This window comes from Frateuria sp. Soil773 (assembly GCF_001428405.1).
Taxonomy (GTDB): domain Bacteria; phylum Pseudomonadota; class Gammaproteobacteria; order Xanthomonadales; family Rhodanobacteraceae; genus LMSL01.
Genome location: NZ_LMSL01000034.1, coordinates 138,105 through 159,078, shown reverse-complemented (window position 1 = coordinate 159,078; position 20,974 = coordinate 138,105). Strand labels below are relative to the sequence as shown.

Below are 20,974 nucleotides of genomic sequence, written 5' to 3'. Positions count from 1 at the left end.
TCTCCACCCGCCTAGCGTGCCGGTTCGCCGTAGGCCGCGATGGCCTGCGCGCGGCCGCGCGCGGCCTGCCACTGCGCCGCCGCCTCGTCCCGCGCGCGGGCCACCAGCGCCGCCGATTCCCGATCGTACGCCAGGATCTCGCCGAGCTGGCGCCGGCTGGCGCCGTCCGGCGCGTGCTCGCGCATCACCAGCGGTTCGCGCCGGGCCTCCAGTTCGGCCAGCAGGGCCCAGTCCGCCGCCTGCGCGGCGGCAAGCATGTCGCGGCTCAGGACCAGGGCCTGGGCCAGCGGCGCGGTGCCCGGCGCCACGCTCATGCCGCCTGCCCGGCCGCGCGCTGCCCGCGCGCCTCGGCCGGCAGCCGCACCCAACTGTCGCGCAGCTTCTGCAGCAGGTCGCCGACCTCGACCAGGGCGTCCGCGTCGTCGTGCACGTTGGCGTGCAGCAGGCGGCGCCCCATGTAGTCGTAGAGCGCGTCGAGCTGGTCGACCAGCGGGGTCTGCACGCTGCGGTCGAGGCTGTTGCGCAGCTCGCCGACGATGGCGATGCAGCGGCCGACCAGCTCGCCCTTGGCGGCCACCTCGCCGCGCTGCATGTGGCCGCGCGCCCGTACCAGGCGCTCCAGCGCGCCATCCATCAGCAGGGTGATAAGGCCATGCGCGTCGGCCGATTCCACGCCGCCGTGCGAGCGGACCTGCTGGTAGGCGCCTGCGCCGTATCCGAATGCCATGGTGTCTGCTCCGTGGGGTCTTATTTCTTGTTCGCGTTGGTCAGCGCGTCGAACTGCTTCTGCAGGTAGTCGCTGGTGCTGTTGAGCTTGGACATCATGGTGTCTAGCGCGGTGAACTGCGCCTGGTACTGCGCGGTGAGGATGTCCATGCGGCTGTCCAGCGAGGCCTGCCGCGCCTTCAGGTCCTTCAGTTGCTGGCCGATGCTGGCGGTGCGGCTGTCCAGCAGCCCGCCCTTGCCGACCCAGCCGGTGAGCTGGGTGTCCAGCCGCGCGGCGAAGCCGTCGTCGCCGCCGAACAGCCTGCCTACCTGCACGCCGCCGTCGTCGAGCGCCTTGGACAGCTTGTCGCTGTCCAGCTTCAGGGTGCCGTCGGTCTGCAGCGAGATGCCGATCGAGGACAGCGTGGCGCCGTTGGCGCTGCCGCCGACGATGCGCGACAGGGTGAGGCTGATGCCGTTGAGCGTGGCGTCGCCGATCATCGCGCCGGCGGTGCTGCTGTCCACGTCGTACTTGGTGAGGTTCTGGTAGATCCCCACGAAGCTGTTGTAGGTGCTGACCAGGTTGCCCAGCGCCGAGGTGGCCTTGGAGGTGTCGCTGGTCACGGTGAGCGTGCTGCTGCCGGTCTTGGCGAGGTTGAGCGTGAGCCCGTCGATGGCGCTGCTGATGGTGTTGCCGGCGCTGTGGCCGGGCAGGCCGTCGATGCTGTACTCGGCGTCCGCGGCCGCGGTGATCACGCTCAGCGCGTTGCCGCCGGTGGCGGCCGGATCGTAGTTCAGCGCGGCCAGGGCGCCGTCGCCGCCGCTGCTGGACACGGTGAAGCCGTTGGCCGCGCCGGTGCGCGTGCCGCTCAGCACCAGATGGGCGCCGTCGGTGCCGGTGACGATGGTGGCGGAGATGCCGGGGTTGTCGCTGGCCTTGTTGATCGCGTCGCGGATCGCCGCCAGCGAGTTGTTCTTGGAGTCCAGCACTAGCGACATCGACTTGTCGCCCACCGCGAGGGTGAGCGTGCCGGTGCCGACGGCCGTGGCGGCGTCGGTGAAGGCGCCGGAAGAAGCCTTGAGCGAGGTGGCGAGCTTGTCCACCACGATGTTGTAGCTGCCGTTCACCGCCTTGCCGGTGGCGCTTGCGCCGAGCACGTCGTCGTCGCCGACGGTGACCTTGCGCGCGGCCAGGGCGCTGCCGTCCTTGATGGACGCGAGCGCCGACTGCAATGCGGAAAGCGCGGCGCCGATCTGGCCCAGCGCGGAAAGCTGGGTGTTGGCGTCGGTCGCCTGCGCGGTGATCTGGTTCTGCTGCGGCGCCTTCTTGGCGGCGACCAGCTGCGAAACCAATTTGTCCACGTCGAGTCCCGACGTTATCCCCTTGGAGGTCAGCAGACCGGTGGTGGGGGCGGTGGAGCCGACGGTGATCGCCATGGACGGGGTTCCTCAAGGAAGGCGGAGCGGCCGCGATGTTCCGCGGCCGCTCCGGCGGTGGTTACTGCAGAAGCTTGAGCACGCTCTGCGTGGTGGAGTTGGCCTGCGCCAGGACGGACACGCCGGCCTGCTGCAGGATGTTGGCGCTGGACATGTTCGCGGTCTCCTGCGCGAAGTCGGCATCCTGGATCTGGCTGCGCGACGCGCTCAGGTTCTGCGAGATGGTCTGCAGGTTGGAGATGGTGGAGGTGAAGCGGTTCTGCACCGCGCCCAGGTCGCTGCGCATCGAGCTGATGGTGGACAGCGCCACGTCGATGCGGCTGATCGTCTGGTTGGCGCCGCTCACCGACTTGACGTCGCTCTGGGCCAGGCTGCCGCCCGCGGCGATCGCCGAACCGGCGTTGGAGAAGTTGAAGTTGCCGGTGCCCGTGCCGGACTTGGCACCCGCCACGGTCAGCGTGTTCGGCGAGTTCAGGCCAAACGTCTTGCTGTCGCTGTCGTAGTAGGCCGAGACGCCTTCGATGCCGCTGCTGTTGATCTTGTCGACCAGCGACTGGGCATCCTTGTAGGTGCCGGCGAAGATGTCCTTGCCGTTGATGGTCAGGTCGCCGGCCGCCAGGGTCAGGCCCGCGCCGGTGGCGGGAACCGCGTCGGTATGCGCGGCCACGCTGGTGGTGCTGCCGAAGACCGCGCTGGCATTGGTGCCGCCGAGCGTCGCCGCCGTGGTGTTGGCGTTGGTGATGGTGATCTGGTGGGTGGTCGAGTCGAAGGACGCGGTGACGCCGGAGCCGCCGGCAGTCTGGATCGCCGAGGCCAGCACGGAGCCGTCCGTGTAGGTCGCGGCGGCGACGTTGTTGCCGTTGACCGTCAGGTCGCCGGCACCGACGACGAGGCCGGCACCGCCCAGCGCCGTGCTGAGGTCGATCGTGGTGGCCGTGCCGTCGGCGGCGGGAGTGCCCGCGCTGCCCGCGCCGAACAGCGCGCTGATGTCGGCGCTCTTGGTGGTCGCGGCCGCGCCCATCTGGCTGGAGCCCACGCCCTGGCTCAGGTTCACCGAGATCGTCTCGCCGACGTTGGCGCCGATCTGGAACGCGGCGCTGCCGAAGCTGCCGTCGAGCACGTGGCGGCCGTTGAAGGTGGTCTGCTGCGAGATGCGGGTGATCTCGGCCAGGCGCTGCTGCACTTCGGCGTCCAGCGCGTCGCGGTCCTGCTGCGAGTTGGTGGCGTTGGCCGACTGCTCCGCCAACTGGCGGATGCGCTGCATGTTGTTGGTCACCTCGTTCAGCGCCGACTCGGTGGTCTGCGCCAGCGAGATGCCGTCGTTGGCGTTGCTGACCGCCTGGTTCAGGCCGTTGATCTGGGTGGTGAAGCGGGTCGAGATGGCGAGGCCGGCGGCGTCGTCCTTCGCGCTGTTGATCTTCATGCCCGAGGACAGGCGCTCGATCGCGGTGGAAAGCTTGCTCTGCGACGCGGCCAGGTTCCTCTGCGCGTTCAGCGAGCTGATGTTGGTGTTGACGCTCATGACCATGGGAATGTCTCCGTAGCGGGTCTTCTGTGCCGGTGGCCGGCGGTGGTTGCCAGCGGGGATTCCGTTGGGAACACCGCCGCCTCAGAGAATGTTTCGACCCGGCGCATGGAAACTTGAGTACGTCAATGGAAATTTTCGCCGCGCGAACGCGCGCGCTTCACTTCAGGTAGTTGAACAGCGAAAGCCCCTGCAGCTTGCTGTAGGTGAGCTGGGTGGACTGCAGCGCGTTCGCCTGCAGGTTGAGCTTGCTGATCGCGTCGTAGTAGTCGAGGTCCTGCACGTCCGACAGCGCGCCCTGGTATTGCAGCGTGAGGTCGCCGTTGAGCGCGCCCTGCTGGTCGAGCGCGTTCATGCGCGCGCCGATGCCGGCGCGCGCGCGGGTCAGCGAATCGATCGCCTGGTCGAGGTTGGCGAACTGCGTGTTGAGCTCGTTCTGCATCGCCGCCTGGTCGCCGTCGGGCCGGCGCAGCGCGTCGACGATGCGGTCGATCGTGCCAAAGACGTCCTGCGTTCCCGACGGCGCCACCTCGAACGTGTCGCCCGCCGCCGGCGCGCCGCTCAGCGAGACCTGCGCGCCGCGGAAGCCGATGTCGCCGCCCTTGGCCGGGTCGTAGCTGCCGCTGCCGACCACCGCGCCGCCGGCGTCGCGCACCTCGTAGGCGTCGGCGGCGGTGAACACGATGCTGTAGCTGCCGCCGTCCCACGCCGCGCGGTCGGCGACGCTGCTGGCGCCGGCCACCGCGGTGCCGCCGTTGCCGCTGGCCGCGCTCACCGCGAAGCTGCCATTGCCGGTGGCGACGTCCATGAAGATCGCGCTGCCCGGATCGCCGGTGGCCACCTGCAGGCCCGGGCCGGCGGCGACCATGCGCTGGCCGTCGTCGCCGGCGTAGCCGACGCCGCCGGACGCCGACACGAACGGCGCGGTGCCGGTGCGGTTGCCGGCGAACAGGTAGTCGCCCTGGCCGTCCTTGCTGTTCGCCAGGCCGAGCAGTTGCTGGCGCAACTGCACCATCTCGGTGGCGATGTCCTTGCGCGTGTCGGCGTTCTGGCTGCCGCTGCCGGCCTCCAGCAGCAGGGTGCGCACGCGCCCGAGCACGTTGCCGGCGGAGGCCAGGGTCTGCTCCTCCAGGCCCAGCCGCCCGTTCGCCACGCCGATGTTGCGCTGGTATTGCGCGGTGTCGGCGGCGAGGTGGTTGAGCGCCAGCGCGCTGGCCGCGCCGACCGGGTCGTCCGAGGGCTGGTTGATCCGCTTGCCGGTGCCGAGCTGGGTCTGCAGGTCGGACAGGCTGCCCTGCTGCTCCAGCATGGTGTTGACCGACTGCTGCTGCATCCAACTGGTGGAAACGCGCATGTCCCGCTCCTCAGCCGCGCACCGCGCCGAGCAGCGCATCGAAGATGCTGCTCGCGGTGGAAATGACCTGTGCCGATGCCTGGTAGGCCTGCTGGAAGCGCACCAGGTTGGCCGCCTCCTCGTCCAGGTTCACCCCGGACACGCTCTGCTGCTGCGCCAGCGCCTGGTTGTAGACGCCGGTCTGCGTGGTCAGCGCGTCCTTCGCCAGGGAACCGGCGCTGCCCACCGCGCTGACCATCTGCGCGTAGGCGCGGCCCACGCTGGTGGCGCCGCCGTCGAGCACGCCCTGGTTCGCCACCGCGCCGAGCTTGAGCGCGTTGCTGTTGTCGCCGCGCGCGTCGTGGTTGGGCTTGACGCTGAAGTGGTCGCCCGCCGCCGGCGCGCCGTCCAGCTTCAGGCTCCAGCCGCCGTGCTCGATCGGCTGGCCGGGCGTGAAGGTCTGCGCCGGGCCGCCGTCGATGCGGTAGCTGGTGGGCGAGTCGAACACGATCTCGGCGCCGGCGAGCAGGTTCGGCTGGCTGGCGTCGGTGATCGCGATGCCGCCGGGCACGCCGGTGCCTGTGTTGGCGCCGGCGGCGCTGCCGAGCAGCGGGGCGGCGGCGGCGAAGCGGTCCGGGTCGCTGATCGCCAGCGCGAAGCTGGAAGCCGCGCCGCGGCTGGGCTGGATGCGGAAGCTGTCGCCGTCGCTCGCGCCGCCGTCGACGACCAGGCTGAGCCCGTCGACGGTGAACGGATCGGCGCTGGTGCCGCTGCCCTGCATCGCCACCGGGTTGCCGCTGGTGTCTTTCAGGCTCCAGGCGCCGCCGGCGTAGGAGAGCACGTAGTCCTTGCCGGTCAGCGCGCCGACGTCGGCCAGTTGCGCGCTCACGCTGGCGCCGCCGGCGTTGCCGCTGGCCGCCTGCACCTGCGGGCCGGCGACGCTGAACACGTCGCCGCCGATCTGGCCGTCCAGGTCCATGCCCTGCCCGTTCTGCGCGTTGAACGCGCTGGCCATCGCCTGCGCCGCGCGGCCGAGCTGGTTCTGCGCCGGTTCGAGCACGGTGCTGCGGAAGTCCAGCAGCGCGCCCAGCGTGCCGCCGCCGATGCGCCCGCTGAGCACGCTGCCGGTGTCCTTGCCGACCACTTCCAGCCGGGTCGCGTCGTAGGGGTTCGGCGCGGTGCCGAGTTCGTGCGACTGCGTGCCGGTGACCAGCGCCTGGCCGTTGCCGACGTAGATGTTGAGGGTGTGGTCGTTCTGCGGCACCACGCTGATGCCGACCGAACCGGCCAGCTTCTTCACCAGCGCGTCGCGCTGGTCGAGCAGGTCGGACGGCTCGCCGCCGCCCGCGTAGGCGGTGCGGATGCGTTCGTTGAGCCTGGCCAGCGAGGCGCTGTCGCTGTTGATCGAATCGACGGTGGTGCCGATCTGCTGCTGCACCTGGCTGCCGAGCTGCTCGAACTGCCGCGACAGCGAGGTGAAGGTGCCGGCCAGCGCGCCGGCGCGCGCCAGCAGCACCTGCCGCGACGAGGCGTCGCCGGGGGCGTTAGCCATGTCCTGCACCGCGCCGTAGAACGCGTCCAGCGCGCTCTGCAGGTTGCTGCTGCCGGAGAGCTGGTTGTTGATCTGCCCGGTCAGTGCCTGGAAGCCGCTGGCGCGGCCCTGGGCCGAACTGGCCGACCACAGCGCGCTGTTGAGGTACTGGCTGTAGGCGCGCTGCACCGCCAGCGTGTCCACGCCGGTGCCGATGTAGTAGTTGCCCTGCTGCTGCGGCAGCCGCGCGCCGAAGCCCACCTGCTGGCGGCTGTAGCCGTCGGTGTTGGCGTTGGCCACGTTGTGGCCGACGGTGCTGAGGCCGACCTGCGCGGCAAGCAGGCCGGACACGCCGGTGGAAAGCATGTCAGCCATGCGTATTCCTTGCTGGAGGTGGCACGCGGGCCACGCGGTTCATGGGTACTGTGACGGCGGCGCGCGCGCGTACTTGAACGCGCCGTGGGCGCCGGGACGCAAGCTCTCGCGGATTCACGGCGCCTCCGGCGGCGAAAGCGCCGCCAGCGCCTCGCGCATCTGCGGGCTGTTGGCGATCGCGGTGAGCTTGGCCGCATAGGCCGGGTCGGTGGCGTAGCCGCCGCGGCTCAGCGCGCGCGCGAAGCCGGCCACGTCCTCGCCGCGGCCGAGCGCGGCGGCGTAGCGCGGGTTGTCCGCCAGCAGCCGGGCGTAGTCGGCGAACGAGTCGGCCGGCGTGTCGTAGGCGCGGAAGCTGTCGCGGCGGCGCACCGCCACGCCGTCCTGGTATTCCAGCGTGGGCACGCTGACCCGGTCGCCGTCCCAACTGCCGCCGGCCTTGATGCCGAACAGGTTGAAGCTGCTGCCGCCGTCGCCGCGGCCCGGCAGGTGCTTGCCCCAGCCGGTCTCCAGCGCGGCCTGCGCCAGCAGCGCGCGCACCGATACGCCGAGCCGAGCCGCCGCGGCCTGCGCGTGCGGCGCCAGCGCCTGCACGAAGGCCACCGGATCGCCGCCCGGCAGCAGCCGGGCCGCCGTGCCGGCCGCCTGCGTGGCGCGCCGGGCCAGCCGGTCCAGCGTGGCGCGCCAGGGCTGCGCGGAAGCATCGGCGACCAGCGCCGCCAAGCCGTCGCCGGCCTGGCCGTCCCCGCCCAGCGCCAGCACGGCGCGCGCGCCCGCATCGATGCCGCCGCCGAGCGGCGCCAGCGGATCGTCGCCGGCCGCTGGCAGCGCGCCGGCCGGAAGCTCCACGCCTCCGCCGGCCGCCGGATCCGGCTGGCCCGGCCCGCGGCCGCCGAGCTGGCGCATCAGCATGCGTGCGATGCCCAGGCCGTTGTGGCCGTTGGACAGGCTCAGCGACAACTGCTGGTCGAACAGGTCGCGGTAGGCCTGGCCCTGCTCGCTGTCGCCCATGCCGCCGCCGATGCTGTCGCCGGCGGCGCGCATCGACTTGAGCATCATCTGGGTGAAGATCGCCTCGAACTGCCTGGCCACCGCCGGCAGCGCCGCCTTGCCGTCGGCCTGCGCCTGGGCGCGCAGCCGGTTGAAGCCGGACAGCTCGGTCCAGGTGTCGAGCGCGGGCATGCCGCCGCTGGCCGGCGCGGCGTCCATCAGATCACCACCAGTTCCGCGTGCAGCGCGCCGGCCTGCTTGAGCGCCTGCAGGATCGAGATGAGGTCGCTGGGCGCGGCGCCGACCTGGTTCACCGCGCGCACGATCGCGTCCAGGCTCACGCCCGGGCCGAACTTGAACATGTGCGCGCCGCCCTCGCTGATCTGCACGTCGCTGCTGGGCACCACCGCGGTCTGGCCGCCGCGCGAGAACGGCGCCGGCTGGCTCACCAGCGCCTGCTCGCTGATCGTCACCTGGATCGCGCCGTGGGCGACGGCGGCGGCGCTCACGCGCACGTCCGAGCCGATCACCACCGTGCCGGTGCGCGAGTTGACCACCACCCGCGCCGGCGCGTCGCCCGGCATCACGTCCAGGTCCTGGATCGCGCCCAGCCAGGCCACCTTCTGCGACGGGTCGAGCGGGCCGCGCACCGACACCGAGCCGCCGTCCACCGCCTGCGCGGTGCCGGCGCCGTAGGCCTGGTTGACCGCCTTGGCGATGCGCGCGGCGGTGGTGAAGTCCGGCGTGTTGAGGTTGAGCATCAGGTCGCCGTTGCCGGCGAACGACGACGGCACGCTGCGCTCCACCGAGGCGCCGTTGGGAATGCGTCCGCTGGCGGAGATGTTCACCTGCACGCTGGAGCCGCTCTTGCCCTGCGCGCTGACGCCCCCCACCACCACGCTGCCCTGCGCGATCGCGTAGACGTTGCCGTCGGCGCCGCGCAGCGGCGACATCAGCAACTGGCCGCCGCGGATGCCCTTGGCGTTGCCGATCGAGGCCACGGTGACGTCGATAAGCTGGCCCGGCTTGGCGAACGGCGGCAGCTCGGCGGTGATCATCACCGCCGCCGCGTTCTTCAACTGCGGCCGCGCGTTCGCCGGCACGGTGATGCCGAACTGCTGCAGCATGTTCTCCAGGCTCTGCGTGGTGAACGGCGCCTGCGTGGTCTGGTCGCCGCTGCCGTCGAGGCCGACCACCAGGCCGTAGCCGATCAACTGGTTGGAGCGCACGCCGGCGACCGAGGCGAGGTCGCGGATCTTGTCGGCCCGGGCGGGCATGGCGAGGACGGCCAGCAGTGCGGCCAGTACCGCGACCAGGGCGCGCGTGGCGCGTCCTCCCGCCAAGCGAAACATCCTGCCCCCCGCCACCTCACCGTCATTCCGGCGAAAGCCGGAATCCAGTGCCTTGTGGGCTTCGAGGCGCAAAGTCGCTGGATTCCGGCTTTCGCCGGAATGACGGGGTCGAGTACCGCGCGAGGTGGCAATGACTGGTTGACTCGCCGCGCTCGCCCCTTCGGGGCCAGCCTTCGGCTGTTCAACGCTCGCAAAGCTCGTTTTTGTCCGGCTTTCGCCGGAATGACGGGCGAGTACACCGGCCGCGGCGCCTTTGCCGTGGATGGCCTCGCCATTCCTCGTTGCGCCAAATCCCGTCATTCCGGCGAAAGCCGGAATCCAGCGGCCTGATGCCCCGGAGTACGCAAGACACTGGGCTCCGGCCTGCGCCGGAGCGACGCCGGTGCGATGCACGGCATCTCGGGAGGCGGCAGTGCCGGCCACGGCGGCGTCCGAAGCGTTCATCAGAACGGCATCCACTTGGAATTGAAGAAGCGCGACAGCCAGCCGCGCGTGTTCGCGTCGGCGAGGGTGCCGCGGCCGGTGTAGCCGATCCGCGCGTCGGCGACGCGGGTGGACGGCACCACGTTGTCCTGGCCGATGTCCTGCGGGCGCACGATGCCGGAGATGCGCACCAGCTCCTGGCCCTGGTTGATGGTCAGCCACTTCTCGCCGCGCACGATCAGGTTGCCGTTGCTCAGGCGCTGCGCCACGGTGACGGTGATCTGGCCGGTGAGCTGGTTGCTCTGGCTGCTGGAGCCGGCGCCGTCGAAGTTGCGCTTGCCGTCGAGGCCGATGCTGGCCGCCTTGCCGCCGATCGACACGCCCTGCCCCAGGATGGTCGGCGAGGCGATGTCCGCCTTGTCGGTCTTGCTGGTGCTGGTGCTGGCCTTCTTGCTGGCCTGGGTGCTTTCCACCAGGGCGATGGTGAGGATGTCGCCGACGCGGTGCGCGCGCGGATCGGCGAACAGCTCCATGTTCTGCGCGTCGTGGTAAATCGCGCCGTCGGCCGGCGGCGCGGCCTCCTGCGCCATCGGCGCGGTGGCCGCCCACTGGCCGTCGTCGCGCGCGGCCGGCACGCCGGCGCAGGCGGCCAGCAACAGCGCGGCGCACAGGACCGGGACGAAGCGATGGATCGGCATGGCGGCGCGGCTCAGGTCTTGTTGGTGAGGAACTGCAGCATCTGGTCGGCCGCTGAGATCGCCTTGGAGTTCATCTCGTAGGTGCGCTGGGTCTGGATCATGTCCACCATCTGCTCGACCACGTTGACGTTGGAGCTTTCCAGCGCGCCCTGCGCCAGCGTGCCCAGGCCGTTGAGGCCCGGCTGGCCGACCTGCGGCGTGCCGCTGGAGGCGGTCTCCAGGTACAGGTTGTCGCCGTTCGGCTGCAGGCCGGCGGGGTTGATGAAGTCGGCCAACTGGATGGTGCCGACCTGCTGCGGCGCGGCCTGGCCCGGCAGGTTCACGCTGACCGTGCCGTCGCTGCCGATGGTGATCTTCTGCGCGTTGGCGGGAATCGTGATCGCCGGCTCGATCGCGTAGCCGTTGGCGTTCACGATCTGCCCGTTCTGGTCCATGTGCAGCGAGCCGTCGCGGGTGTAGGCGACGGTGCCGTCGGGCATGGTCACCTGCAGGAAGCCGCGGTCCTGCACCGCCACGTCCAGCGAGTTGCCGGTCTGCTCGATGTTGCCCTGGGTGAACAGCTTCTCGTTGCCGACCACGCGCACGCCGGTGCCGAGCATCAGCCCGGACGGTGCCTGGGTCTGCTCGGTGGTCTGCCCGCCGGGCTGGCGCAGGTTCTGGTAGACCAGGTCCTGGAACGCGGCGCGCGAGCTCTTGAAGCCGGTGGTGTTGGCGTTGGCGAGGTTGTGCGAGACCACGTCCATGCGCGTCTGCTGCGCATCGAGCCCGGTCTTGGCCACCCAAAGTGATGAAAACATGTGCCGTCTCCGTCTGGACGTCCGAATGATGGTCAGCCGACCTGCAGCAGGCGCGAGGCCGACTGCGCGTTGTCGTCGGCACTCCTGATCGCCTTCACCTGCAGCTCGTACTGGCGCGAAAGCTGGATCATCTCCACCAGCATCTGCGACGGGTTGACGTTGCTGGACTCCAGCACGCCCGATTGCAGCGTCACCCCGGGATCGGCCTCGGCGATGCCGCCGCCGGCCAGGTGCATGAGCCCGTCGCCGCCCTGCGCGAGCCGGTCGGCCGGCGGGTTCACCAGCTTGAGGCGGCCGACCGCGGCGATGGTGTCCGGGCTCTGGCCCATCGGCACCACCGACACCGTGCCGTCGGCGCCGATGTTCAGCCGCGAGCTTTGCGGCACGCTGATCGGGCCGCCGTCGCCGAGCACCAGGTTGCCGCGCTGGTCGGTGAGCAGGCCGTCGGCGGTGAGCTGCAGGCTGCCGGCGCGCGTGTACGCCTCGCCGCCATCGGCGGTCTGCACCGCCAGCCAGCCGTTGCCCTGCACCGCCACGTCGAGTTCGCGGCCGGTGTCGATCTGGCCGCCCGCGCTCAGGTCGAGCCCTTCGCCGTGCGCCACGCCGTTGATCCGCGTGGGCAGGCCCGGGCCCAGCACCGGCAGCGCCTGGAACGCCGACAACTGCGCCTTGAAGCCGACCGTGTCGGCATTGGCCAGGTTGTGCGCCACTTCCGTCTGCGCCCGCATCATCTGGGTCGCGCCGGTCATGGCTACGTAGAGCGATCTGTCCACGGCTTGCCTCGTTTCGTCTGTCTGCCGTCCGGTCTTGCCGGGTGGCTTCGTGTTGCCCGATGCCAGTCACTGGATCCCGGCTCTTGCCCCCTTTTCGGGGTTCGCCGGGATGACGGGGGCGGGGGCTTCCGAGCCGTCATTCCAGCGAAAGCCGGAATCCAGCGCCTTCAATCCACGCCTATGCCAAATCAATTGCCCAGATTGATGATCGTCTGGGTCAGCTTGTCGTCGGTGGAAATCACCTGCGCATTCGCCTGGTAGTTGCGCTGCGCCTTGATCATGTTCACCAGTTGCGCGGTGAGGTCGGAGGTGTTGGAAGCCTCCAGCGCACCGGACTGCACGTTGCCGTAGGTGCCGCTGCCGGCCACGCCCATCACCGCCGTGCCGGAGTCGTACGAGGCCGCCCAGTTGGTGTTGTCGAGCTGGCGCAGGCCCTGCAGGTTGCTGAAGTTGGCCAGCGCGAGCTGGCCCAGCGCGACCGACTGGCCGTTGGAGAACTTCGCCTGCACCACGCCGTCGGCGGAGACGTCCACGCTGGACAGCGTGCCGGTCGGGTAGCCGTCCTGGGTGATCGTGCCGGGCGCGTAGTCGTTGCCGAACTGGGTGGCCTTGGACACGTCGATGGTGAGCGTCATCGGCTCGGCGCCTGGGCTCACCGACAGCGTCGGGAACGCCAGCTTGCCGTCGGCGGGCGCCGCCAGCGCGCCGCTGCTGGTGAACGACAGCGCCTGCGGCGCGCCGGCCGCGACGCCGTCCACGTACATGTACGCGTTCCAACTGTTCGCCGCGGCCCCCCTGACGAAGTACACCGTGCCGGTATGCGTGGCGCCGAGCGAGTCGTAGGCGGTGAACGGCGTGGCCTGGTTGTAGCTGAGCGCGTCGGTGGGATCGAACGCCCCGGCCGGCGCGGCGGCGTCGGACGGCAGGTTCAACGACATCTGCACCTTGCCGGTGGCCTTGGCCGCGTTCTGCGAGGTGACCATCTGCAGGTCGCGCAGCGTGCTGGTGTCGAAGGTGCCGTTGCTGTTGGGCGGGAACACCTGCAGGTGCTGGCCGCTGGCGTTGGTCACGAAGCCCTGGTTGTCCTGGCGGAACGCGCCGGCGCGGGTGTACGAGTAGCCCTGGCCGTCGCGCAGGGTGAAGAAGCCGTTGCCGCTGATCGCGAAGTCCAGCGCGTTGCCGGTGTTCTCCACGCTGCCCGCGCCGAACTGCTGCGCCACGTTGGTCAGGCGCACGCCGCTGCCGACCTGGGTGGCGCTGAGGTTGCGGCCGGCGGCGTTGTACAGCTCGGCGAACTCGGCGCGCGATCCCTTGTAGCCGGTGGTGGCGGTGTTGGCGATGTTGTTCGCGGTCACCTCGAGGTCCGAGGAGGCTGCGTTCAGGCCGCTCAATGCGATATTGAAAGCCATCGTGATGGTTCCTCTTTGGGTCCGGTGGGACCGGTCAGTTGATCTGCGCGACCTGGCTCAGCAGCACGCCGCCGAAGCCGGATACGTCGAGGTAGGCGCCGTCGGCGCCGGTCATGCCCACGCCGGTGACCTTGCCGCTGACATAGGTGGCGATGGCGGTGTTGCCGCACTGCGCCTTCAGGCCGTAGGTGCCCGGCGGCAGCGGCTGGCCGTCGCTGCCGGTGCCGTCCCAGTGGAACGTCGCCAGCCCGGCTTCCTGCATGCCCAGGTCGATCGTGCGCAGCACGTTGCCGTCGCGGTCGGTGACCTGCACGAAGGTGCTGCCGCCGCCGTCGGGCACGTTGACCGCGCCGTCCAGGCTGCCGCCCTGCAGCTTGCCGGCCGCGGACGGCACGACCACGCTGCGCCCGACCATCCCGCTGGCCTGCAGCAACTGGTTGCCCTGCATGGACTGGCTCAGCGCGTCGAACGAGCTTTGCAGCGCCTGCGTCGCCGAGACCTGGCTGATCTGCGCGAGCTGGCTGACCATCTGCGACGAATCCATCGGCTGGGTCGGGTCCTGGTTGCGCATCTGCTGGATCAGCAGGCTCAGGAAGTCCGCCTGCTTCAGCGTCTTCTCCTTGCCCGCGCCGGCCGCCTGCGCGGCAGCGTTGGCATTCGGTCCGATCGCGATGTCGCTCATGCCGCCCTCCTCGTCCGCGCCCGCGTCACTTGCCCAGGTCCAGCGTCTTCTGCATGAGCTGGCGCGTCGAATTCATCACCTCGACGTTGTTCTGGTACGAGCGCGAGGCGGAGATCATGTTGACCAGTTCGTCCACCGGGTTGACGTTGCTGGCGTAGACGTTGCCGTCCGCGTCGGCCAGCGGGTTGCCCGGCTCGTAGCGGCTGGGAATGGCCGCCTGGCTCTCGGCGATGCCGAGCACCCGCACGCCGTCGCTGCCGGCGTCGGGCGCCTTGCCGTCCAGGCTGCGCCGCACCGTGGCGAACAGCGGTTCGCGCGCGCGGTAGGCGCCCTCCGGCGTGGCGGACACGCTGTCGGCATTGGCCAGGTTGCTGGCGACCGTGTTGAGCCGGGTCGATTGCGCCGCCATGCCGGAGCCGGCGACGTTGAATACGTTGAACAGCGACATCAGCCCTGGCCTCCGGTGATGGCGGTGCGCAGCATGCGCACCTGCGCGGTGATGAAGGCCAGGCTGGCTTGGTAGTGCACGCCGTTGGCGGCGAAGCTGGCCTGCTCCTGCTGCGCGTCCACGGTGTTGCCGTCCATGCTCGGCTGGGTCGGCACGCGGTAGGCCAGCGTGTCCGCGGCCTGCGCCGCGGTGTCGATCTGCCCCGGCGTCGGCGCGCTCAGGCGCAGCCGGGCGTCGTCGCCGGCCGCGGCCAGCGCCGCGCGGAAATCCACGTCGCGCGCGAGGTAGCCGGGCGTGTCGGCGTTGGCCAGGTTGCCCGCCAGCACCTCGGTACGCCGCTGCCACAGCGCCAGCGCGCCGGTGTGCATGCCGAACAGGTTGTCGATGGATTGGCTCATGCTTGCCTCCGCGCGGCCGGAACATCCGCACGGGGCTTCGAGCAAATTGCATGCCATGGCCTGCGAAGGCTTGCGGGGACTCGGTTTGCGCCATCGCGGGGGCGGAGCGTCGCGGTTGTCGCGGCGGCAAAGACGGATTTCTGACGCGGCGCTTCGTCGTTCCGGTGGCGCTTTGAAAAACGGGCAAGCGCCAAACCGCCCAAGACCCCGAAGCCCCTCGAATACCCCTCATTCCGGCGGAAGCTGGAATCCAGGGCCTTGGCTACCTGGGAAGTCTAAAGCCGCTGGATCCCGGCTCTTGCCCCCTTTTCGGGGTTCGCCGGGATGACGAACAAAGGCTGAGCCGTCCAAGATCCCGAGTCTCCCAACACCCGTCATTCCAGCGAACGCTGGAATCCAGGGCCTTGGCTGTCTGGAAGGCCCAAAGCCACTGGATCCCGGCTTTCGCCGGGATGACGAACAAAGGCCGGCCATTCGGTTTCCCGAATCCCCCAACACCCGTCATTCCAGCGAACGTTGGAATCCAGCGTCTTGATTGTCTTGGCGGCCCGAAGCCACTGGATCCCGGCTCTTGCCCCCTTTTCGGGGTTCGCCGGGATGACGGACAAAGGCCGGGCCCTCCGGTTTCCCGAATCCCTCAACACCCGTCATTCCAGCGGACGCTGGAATCCAGTGCCTTGGTTGTCTGGGAGGCCCAAAGCCACTGGATCCCGGCTCTTGCCCCCTTTTCGGGGTTCGCCGGGATGACTAGCGCGGGTCACCCCGCCGGCTCCGGCAGCAACTCGATCACCGCCTGCGCCAGCACGTCCGGCTGGAACTTGGCGACGAAGCGGTCGGCGCCGACTTCCTTCACCATCGCCTCGTTGAAGATGCCGCTGAGCGAGCTGTGCAGCACCACCTTGAGCCGGCGCAGCGCGGGCGTCTCGCGGACCGCGCGGGTCAGCGCGTAGCCGTCCATCTGCGGCATCTCGATGTCGGACACCACCAGGTTCACGCCTTCGCCGGCCGGCGCGTCGGCCAGCTCGTGCAGGCGCTGCAGTGCTTCGCGGCCGTCCTGTGCCAGCACGCATTCGATGTCCATCTGCTTGAACAGGCTCACCAGCCGGTGCCGCGCGATCACCGAATCGTCCACCACCAGCACGCGGCGCGGATGCAGCCGGTGCGCGCCGGCGACGCGCAGCATCTGCGCGGAAAGCGCCTGCGGCGCGGCGTCGAGGCCTGCCAGCACCTGCTCCACGTCGATCACCGCGACCAGGCTACCGTCCACGCGGGTGATCGCGTTGACCCGCGCGCCGAAGCCGAGCGCGGCGTCCGGCGCGGTCATCGCCTCGCCGTCGCAATGCGCCATGCGCTGCAGGTCGGCGACCAGGAAGCCCTGCACGGTGCGGCTGAACTCGGTGACCATCAGGTGCGCCGCCGGATCGTCGCGCAGCGGCGGATAGCCGAGCGCGCCGGCCAGGTCGATCACCGGGATGGTCTGCCCGCGGTAGTCGCAACTGCCGGCGATCAGCGCGTGCGCGCCCGGCATGCGTTCCAATGGCGGCCGGCGCAACACCTCGCGCACCTTGAACACGTTGATGCCGAACAACTGCGCGTCGCCGAGCCGGAACAGCAGCAGCGCGATCCGGTTGTGCCCGGCCAGGCGGGTCTGGCGCTCCACGTTGTCCAGCAGCGGGCCGCTCATCGTTGCTTCCTCGACGCCCGCCGTCCGGGCCGCAAGGCATATCGGCCGGATCGCGGCCCGCTTGAGCCCGTGCCGCGCGCATGGCACGTGGCTTGCTTCTCAAGTTCCGCCCGCCACTGCCGATCCCGGGACATCGAACCGTGCCGCAAGGAACCCGCCGCCCATGAGCCTGATCCGGAGCCAGCACCTGGCCGCCTTCGCCGACGCCGCCGCGGCGGGCGACGGGCCGCGGCTCGCCCAACTGTCGCAGCGCCATCCCCGGCTGGCGCAGGCACTGGCGCCGCTGCTGTCCCGTCTCGCCGCGCGCGCGCCGGCCGCCGTCGCGCCGCAGGCGCTGGAGCAGCAGGCGCTGGTGCTCGCGGCCGCCCAGCAGCTCGCGCGCGAGCAGGCCGCGCTGGACAAGTCCGCGCAGGAAAGCCGCGATGGCGTCGGTCGCTTGACGGACGGCAGCGCCGGGATCTCGACGGCCCTGGCCCAGGTCGCCGCCGCATTGAGCAATGCCGCCCAGGCCGGCCACGCCAGCGGCGTCGGCGAACTGGACGGCCAGCTGCGCCTGCTGCGCAGCGCGCTGTCGGCGATGAACCGCAACCAGGCCAGGCTGGCCGAGCAGGTGGCGCAGATCCGCAAGCTCACCGGCGTGGTGCAGGAAATCGCCCACCAGACCAACCTGGTCGCGCTGAACGCGGCGATCGAGGCGGCGCGCGCCGGCGAGGCGGGGCGCGGCTTCGCGGTGGTCGCCGACGAAGTGAAGCAGTTGGCCGAACGCACCACCCAGACCACCGCCGAGATCGAGAGCGTCACCGGCTCGATCGGCGATTTCTCGCTGCAGCTCGACGGCGACGTGCAGCAGGGCATGCAGCGCCTGGAACGCGCCCAGGCCGGCGTCGGCCAGGCCGAGGCCGCGCAGCGCGACGGCGAGGCCGCGCTGTACCTGGCCACCGAGCGCATCGCCGCGCTGCAGCGCAGCCAGGACGCCCAGCACGCGCGCGCCACCGCCGCCCAGGCCGCGCTCGGCGCGTTGCAGCGTCGGGGCACCGAGGCGCGCCGGCAGGCCGAGGCGCTCAGCCGCGCCGCCCTGCTCGCGCACCACCTCGCGCTCGGCTGGCTGGAACACGACAGCGACGGCGACCGCGCCAGCCTCAGCCTCGCCGTGCGCGAATCCGCGCAGGGCATCCGCCAGGCGACCGAACTGGCCTTGCAGGAGCCCTCCGCGCTGGACCGGCGCTGGTTCGACACCGGCACCCTCGGCCGCAGCGTGGACCGCCTCGCCGCACAGCACCACGGCGATGCCGCCGGCGCCATGCGCGAGGCCGGCACGCGGCTCGCCGCGCACAGCGCGGCCTTCGTCGGCCTGCTCTGCGAAGGCCAGTTGGAACAGGCGGCGCAGGTATCGCGGCAGCTCGAAAGCGAGCGCGAGGCGCTGGTGAAACAGCTTGCCGCCCTGCTGGCGGACGCATGAGCATGCGCATGCCCTGGCGCCCCTGGCTGCTGGCCGCGCTCGTCGCGGCCGCGCCGGGCTTCGCGCGGGGCTCGGCGGCGGACGCCTCCGCCGCCGCCGAACGGTGGCTGCGCCAGCACTATGCGCAGCCGGGCAGCCGCCTCGAGGTCCACGCCGAACCGCTCGACACCCGCCTGCAATTGACCGCCTGCGCCGCGCCGCTCGACGCCAGCCTGCCCGCCAACGCCCGCCCGGCGCCGCGCATGAGCGTGCTGGTGCGCTGCCCCGACCGCGACGGCTGGACGGTGCGCGTACCGGTGCGGCTGAAGCTGTACCGCCAGGTGCTGGTCGCCAGCCGGCCGCTGGTCCGCGGCGACGGCATCGCCGCCGGCGACGTGCACGCGGAGGAACGCGACGTCACCCGGCTCGGCTACGGCTACGTCGAGGACATGGCGCAGGTGGCCGAACGCACCCTGGCGCGCCCGCTGGCGGCCGGCAGCGTGCTGACGCCCGGCGCGCTCGGCGGCCGGCAGATGGTGCGCGCGGGCGACCACGTCCAGTTGATCGCCGAGCTGGACGGCATCCAGGTGCGCGCCGACGGCACCGCCCTGGGCAGCGGCGACAACGGCGCGCGCCTGCGCGTGCGCAACGGCAGTTCCGGCCGGGTGGTCGACGCGCTGGTGCGCGGCCCCGGCCAGGTGGTGGCGCTGCCATGAACGGCCGCCCGCCACCGGCGGCGCCGGCCGCCAGGAGATACCCTAAAGTTTCCGCCCGCCCGGCCGATCCCATCCGGGACGGAATCCATACCGCATCGAGAATGCACCGATGAACACCACGATCTCCAACAACGGCATGCCCAAGCTCCCGCAGCCCCCGGGCAGCCAGCCCAGCGGCCCCGCGCAGGGCGCGACGGCCGGCGGCGACGTTGCCGTGGGCACGGCGGCCAGGAACGACGACCGCGTCAAGCTGACCGATTCGGCGCGCGCCCTGCAGGACGCCGCCCGCACCGGCGACGCCGCGGCGATCGACGCCAAGCGGGTGGAGAAGATCCGCGCGGCGCTCGCCGACGGCAGCTACCGGATCGACCCGGCCCGCATCGCCGACCGCATGCTGGCGCTGGACGCCCAGATCGGCGGCACGCCGTCCGCAGACAAGGCATGAACCGCCAGTTGCAAACCGAACTGGATGCCGCCCTGACCGCCGTGGTCGAGGACATCCGCCGCGCCGCCGACGAGCTGGCCCGGGTGCTGGAAGCCGAGCGCGATGCGCTGGCCAGCGCCGACGCCGCCGCGCTGGACCGGATCGGTTCGCACAAGCAGCAACTGATGCAGCAACTGGAACAGTACGACGCCGAGCGGGTGCAGTTGAGCGAGGCGCTGCCGGCGGCGGCCCTGCTCGCCACGCGCTGGCAGGAGGTGCTGCAGACCCTGGCCAATTGCCGCCAGCTCAACCAGCGCAACGGCAGCCTGGTGGCGCAACGGCTGGAACAGGTGCGCCGCGCGCTGGCGGTGCTGACCGGCCAGCCCGGCGACGCCGAACTGTACGGACCGAGCGGCGAGCTGCGCGCGCGCCCCCGTTCGCAGCAGCTCGCGCAGGCCTGAGGAACCGAACGGCGGCGCCGTGCCACGGCGCGATCACGACCCGCGGCGCGCCCCCACGCGCCGCTCCAGCAGACGACAGACCATGAGCGAAACCGCCGTTACCGCCAGCGCCGCGTCCCATTCCCCCGCACCGCCGACCGGCGACCTGTCGCTGCCGGTGGTGCGCGTGCCCATGCTGGACCCCGACCGCCAGTTGTTCGCCTACGAGCTGGCGTTCCAGCGCGGCGCCGGCGACGAGGCGATGCTGATGCAGCACGTGCTGTCCACCATCGCCGACGGCGCGCTCAACCGGCTGGTACGCGGCAACCGCACCTTCCTGTCGCTGTCGCGCGAGCTGCTGCTCGGCCATGCCGACGTGCTGCAGCACCATCCGCGCCTCGGCGTGATACTGCCGCCCGCGGCGGCCACCGACGCGGACCTGATGGACCTGCTGCGCAAGATGGCGCAGCGCGGTTCGCTGCTGATGCTGGATGCCGGCACCACCGCGCCGGAAGACAGCGCGGCGCTCGAGGCGCTGCTGCAGATCGTGCAGTTCGTCCGGCTCGATGCCGGCGCCCTGTCGCCCGAGCAGTTGCGCGAGCGCAGCGAGAGCCTGCACGAGCGCGGCATCTGGGTGGTCGCCGGCCACGTCGACGACCACGCCACCTACCAGCGCTGCCTGGCCCTGCCGCTGCATGCGATCCAGGGCCGCCACCTGCTGATTCCCGACCGGGTCGACGTGCCGGTGCTGAGCGCGAACCGGCTGAGCATCCTGCGCCTGATGCGTATGCTGCAGGACGGCAACCCGGGCCCGGTCGAGCTGGGCGAGATCATCCGCAACGACGCGATCCTCAGCTACAAGCTGCTGAGCTGCGTGAACTCCGCCTACTTCGCGCTGCCGCGGCAACTGAAGTCGGTGCAGCAGGCGGCGATCTTCTTCGGCGTCACCCGCATGCGCAACTGGATCTACACGATGGCGCTCGGCAGCATGGACGACCGCCCGCCGGAGCTGCTGCGCGCCGCCCTGATCCGCGCCCACATGTGCGAGAAGCTCGCCGACGGCCTGCCGCGCGAGCAACGCGAGATGGCGTTCACCGCCGGCCTGTTCTCGCTGCTGGACACGCTGATGAGCGCGCCGATGGAGTTCGTGCTCACCCAGTTGCCGCTGGTGCCCGAGATCCGCGAGGCGCTGGTCGAGAACAAGGGGCCGTTCGCGCAACTGCTCGAACAGGTCTACGCCTGGGAAGCCGGCACACTCGGCGCCCAGCAGACGCAGCCGCAGCGCATCCAGCGCCTGGCCGCGATCTACCTGGAAGCGACCCAGTGGGCGGACCAGGTGTTCGCGCATGCGGAGCAGCAGGCTGCTTGAGCTGTTGGTGCCGTGGGGTTTCGGGCGCCG

At 71.0% G+C, this 20,974-nt stretch carries 21 protein-coding genes; 5 read left to right on the top strand and 16 right to left on the bottom strand.

The features are described 5' to 3' along the window. Nucleotides 1-11 precede the first annotated feature (11 nt). The 16 genes from fliT to ASG87_RS10640 all read right to left on the bottom strand — a co-directional run bounded on the left by fliT (nt 12) and on the right by ASG87_RS10640 (nt 16,557). Nucleotides 12-314, bottom strand: a complete 303-nt coding sequence (gene fliT, locus ASG87_RS10715) for a flagellar protein FliT (RefSeq protein WP_056004728.1) — start codon at nt 312-314, stop codon at nt 12-14. Then, the gene (fliS, locus tag ASG87_RS10710; protein WP_056004727.1) at nt 311-727 is read right to left on the bottom strand and encodes a flagellar export chaperone FliS; all 417 of its coding nucleotides are present in this window, start codon (nt 725-727) and stop codon (nt 311-313) included. Before fliS ends, fliT begins: the two co-directional genes overlap by 4 nt. A gap of 20 nt (nt 728-747) precedes the next feature. Then, nucleotides 748-2,142, bottom strand: a complete 1,395-nt coding sequence (gene fliD, locus ASG87_RS10705) for a flagellar filament capping protein FliD (RefSeq protein WP_056004726.1) — start codon at nt 2,140-2,142, stop codon at nt 748-750. Nucleotides 2,143-2,203: 61 nt separating this feature from the next. Further along, complete coding sequence (locus tag ASG87_RS10700; protein WP_056004725.1) at nt 2,204-3,670, bottom strand: flagellin; 1,467 nt, start codon at nt 3,668-3,670, stop codon at nt 2,204-2,206. Nucleotides 3,671-3,827: 157 nt separating this feature from the next. Then, nucleotides 3,828-5,021 (bottom strand): flagellar hook-associated protein FlgL, encoded by a 1,194-nt coding sequence (gene flgL, locus ASG87_RS10695; protein WP_056004860.1) that lies wholly within the window; start codon nt 5,019-5,021, stop codon nt 3,828-3,830. Nucleotides 5,022-5,031: 10 nt separating this feature from the next. Next, nucleotides 5,032-6,906 (bottom strand): flagellar hook-associated protein FlgK, encoded by a 1,875-nt coding sequence (gene flgK / locus ASG87_RS10690; protein WP_056004724.1) that lies wholly within the window; start codon nt 6,904-6,906, stop codon nt 5,032-5,034. A 114-nt stretch (nt 6,907-7,020) separates the two neighbouring features. Next, the gene (gene flgJ, locus ASG87_RS10685; protein ID WP_200949064.1) at nt 7,021-8,112 is read right to left on the bottom strand and encodes a flagellar assembly peptidoglycan hydrolase FlgJ; all 1,092 of its coding nucleotides are present in this window, start codon (nt 8,110-8,112) and stop codon (nt 7,021-7,023) included. Continuing rightward, nucleotides 8,112-9,245: a flagellar basal body P-ring protein FlgI gene (locus ASG87_RS10680; RefSeq protein ID WP_056004723.1), complete on the bottom strand. Its 1,134-nt coding sequence runs from the start codon at nt 9,243-9,245 to the stop codon at nt 8,112-8,114. The genes flgJ and ASG87_RS10680 overlap by 1 nt, the downstream gene beginning before the upstream one ends. Before the next feature lie 443 nt (nt 9,246-9,688). Next, nucleotides 9,689-10,366 (bottom strand): flagellar basal body L-ring protein FlgH, encoded by a 678-nt coding sequence (gene flgH, locus ASG87_RS10675; protein WP_056004722.1) that lies wholly within the window; start codon nt 10,364-10,366, stop codon nt 9,689-9,691. A gap of 11 nt (nt 10,367-10,377) precedes the next feature. Next, nucleotides 10,378-11,163: a flagellar basal-body rod protein FlgG gene (flgG, locus tag ASG87_RS10670; RefSeq protein WP_056004721.1), complete on the bottom strand. Its 786-nt coding sequence runs from the start codon at nt 11,161-11,163 to the stop codon at nt 10,378-10,380. A gap of 32 nt (nt 11,164-11,195) precedes the next feature. Further along, nucleotides 11,196-11,936 carry a flagellar basal-body rod protein FlgF gene (gene flgF / locus ASG87_RS10665; RefSeq protein WP_082582909.1) on the bottom strand — a complete coding sequence of 247 codons (741 nt, stop codon included), beginning with the start codon at nt 11,934-11,936 and terminating at the stop codon, nt 11,196-11,198. 188 nt (nt 11,937-12,124) lie between these two features. After that, nucleotides 12,125-13,345: a flagellar hook protein FlgE gene (gene flgE, locus ASG87_RS10660; protein ID WP_056004719.1), complete on the bottom strand. Its 1,221-nt coding sequence runs from the start codon at nt 13,343-13,345 to the stop codon at nt 12,125-12,127. Nucleotides 13,346-13,379: 34 nt separating this feature from the next. Further along, nucleotides 13,380-14,027 (bottom strand): flagellar hook assembly protein FlgD, encoded by a 648-nt coding sequence (locus ASG87_RS10655; RefSeq protein WP_056004718.1) that lies wholly within the window; start codon nt 14,025-14,027, stop codon nt 13,380-13,382. Between the two features lie 25 nt (nt 14,028-14,052). Next, the gene (flgC, locus tag ASG87_RS10650) at nt 14,053-14,475 is read right to left on the bottom strand and encodes a flagellar basal body rod protein FlgC (protein ID WP_056004717.1); all 423 of its coding nucleotides are present in this window, start codon (nt 14,473-14,475) and stop codon (nt 14,053-14,055) included. Then, nucleotides 14,475-14,873: a flagellar basal body rod protein FlgB gene (gene flgB / locus ASG87_RS10645; protein WP_056004716.1), complete on the bottom strand. Its 399-nt coding sequence runs from the start codon at nt 14,871-14,873 to the stop codon at nt 14,475-14,477. Before flgB ends, flgC begins: the two co-directional genes overlap by 1 nt. A gap of 757 nt (nt 14,874-15,630) precedes the next feature. Continuing rightward, nucleotides 15,631-16,557: a chemotaxis protein gene (locus ASG87_RS10640; protein ID WP_056004715.1), complete on the bottom strand. Its 927-nt coding sequence runs from the start codon at nt 16,555-16,557 to the stop codon at nt 15,631-15,633. Between the two features lie 163 nt (nt 16,558-16,720). Between ASG87_RS10640 and ASG87_RS21205 the strand changes: the two genes are divergently transcribed. The 5 genes from ASG87_RS21205 (at nt 16,721) to ASG87_RS10615 (ending at nt 20,944) form a co-directional block, all read left to right on the top strand. Beyond that, entirely contained in the window at nt 16,721-18,016 is a 1,296-nt protein-coding gene (locus tag ASG87_RS21205) for a methyl-accepting chemotaxis protein (RefSeq protein ID WP_056004714.1), read from the top strand. Nucleotides 18,017-18,024: 8 nt separating this feature from the next. Continuing rightward, nucleotides 18,025-18,711, top strand: a complete 687-nt coding sequence (flgA, locus tag ASG87_RS10630; RefSeq protein ID WP_235499619.1) for a flagellar basal body P-ring formation chaperone FlgA — start codon at nt 18,025-18,027, stop codon at nt 18,709-18,711. Between the two features lie 109 nt (nt 18,712-18,820). Further along, nucleotides 18,821-19,156, top strand: coding sequence for a flagellar biosynthesis anti-sigma factor FlgM (gene flgM / locus ASG87_RS10625; RefSeq protein ID WP_056004712.1), 336 nt, complete (start codon nt 18,821-18,823; stop codon nt 19,154-19,156). Then, a complete protein-coding gene (locus ASG87_RS10620; protein ID WP_056004711.1) occupies nt 19,153-19,596 on the top strand; it encodes a flagellar protein FlgN in 444 nt (147 codons plus the stop codon). Before flgM ends, ASG87_RS10620 begins: the two co-directional genes overlap by 4 nt. 82 nt (nt 19,597-19,678) lie before the next feature. Further along, entirely contained in the window at nt 19,679-20,944 is a 1,266-nt protein-coding gene (locus ASG87_RS10615; RefSeq protein WP_056004710.1) for an HDOD domain-containing protein, read from the top strand. The last annotated feature ends 30 nt before the right edge of the window (nt 20,945-20,974 follow it).